The 1,109-nt window shown below is 64.3% G+C and carries 1 protein-coding gene and 1 pseudogene; one reads left to right on the top strand and one right to left on the bottom strand.

All coding sequences use genetic code 11. The features are described from left to right. Positions 1-248: pseudogene (locus tag EOA75_RS33125) on the bottom strand (hypothetical protein); the annotation flags it as partial. A gap of 355 nt (positions 249-603) precedes the next feature. On the opposite strand from EOA75_RS33125, the gene EOA75_RS33120 reads away from it, so the two are divergent. Then, a partial coding sequence (locus EOA75_RS33120) for a DUF1173 family protein (RefSeq protein WP_127326158.1) occupies positions 604-1,109 on the top strand: 506 nt, incomplete at its 3' end.

The raw sequence follows: 1,109 nt of genomic DNA, 5'->3' as shown, positions 1-1,109 counted from the left end.
GCCAGCCGCTCGGGATTGTCGCGAGAGGCTTCGACGCGGATAGCCTCGCTTTCGACGATCCGGGTCTTGCTTCGTTCGGACCGCCGTTTCACCGAATTGTGGAGATCGGTGAGCGACAGGTAGCGTTCGTCGGCAGGCCGGTTGAACCATTCCGACGACACGCGGCCGATGCGCTGGCCGCGGCTGACGTCCACCTTGTAGCCGTTGGGCACAATGCGCGGCGGTGCCTGAATTTCCATATGGGTCATGGTTGTTCTCCGCGACGGGCGCCGGGAGCCTCTCTCCTGGCCTCGACCCGCCGCCGCCTCCCGGCCTCCCCTCTGCCTCTCCAGCGCCGGCCAATGTCGGAAGGGCGCAAACGCAGCGACCGCCCATCCCCTAGAAACATCGATCATCCGCATCGAGGGCCTCGGCCGCGTCAGTCATTCCTCGCGAGAGCGCAACCGCCACCGTGGTCGCTGCTGCTCTCCCGGCGCCCGGTCACCACTCCATGCGGCCTCGCTCTGCTTTCGCGATTATCCAGGTAAGCGGGTTGCGCCCTCTGCAAAGTCGTGACTCAATACGGCCACAGGGATGCGGCGGCGACCTGGAGCTTTGGAGGTGATGCGGCGGTTCAGAATTGGTGGCGCGGTCTACGCGGAGGATACACCTGAGCTTCAGGAAGCTCTGACGGCCGCTCATCAACGGCACGAGCGGCCGTTGTGCATGTGCCGGGGCGACGGTCTGCCCATGTACATCGCGCGCATGGGCAGCCTTTACGTGATCAAACGCATGCCGCTCAGCGGCGGTGAGCACGATCCCTCATGTGCGTCATACGAGTCTCCGTACGACCTTTCTGGTCTTAGTGCCCTTATGGGCAGCGCCATACAGCTCGACCCGCAGAGCGGGATGGCGGCGCTGAAGTTGGATTTCAGCCTATCGAAGATCGGCAGTCGCGCGGCCTCGCCGCAGGCTGGTCCGGGCGCCGACAGCGTTTCGGGTGAGGCGAAAAGGCTGTCGTTGCGCGGGCTGCTGCATTACCTGTGGCACGAGGCGGAGCTGACGGTTTGGACATCGCTTTGGGCGGGAAAACGTCATTGGTGGAATGTGCAATGGCACCTGCGTGAGGC

Origin of the sequence: Mesorhizobium sp. M1A.F.Ca.IN.022.07.1.1 (genome assembly GCF_003997575.1) — a bacterium.
Lineage (GTDB): Bacteria > Pseudomonadota > Alphaproteobacteria > Rhizobiales > Rhizobiaceae > Mesorhizobium.
Note: the sequence above shows the minus strand (reverse complement) of the source record. Positions and strands in the feature narration are given on the sequence as shown.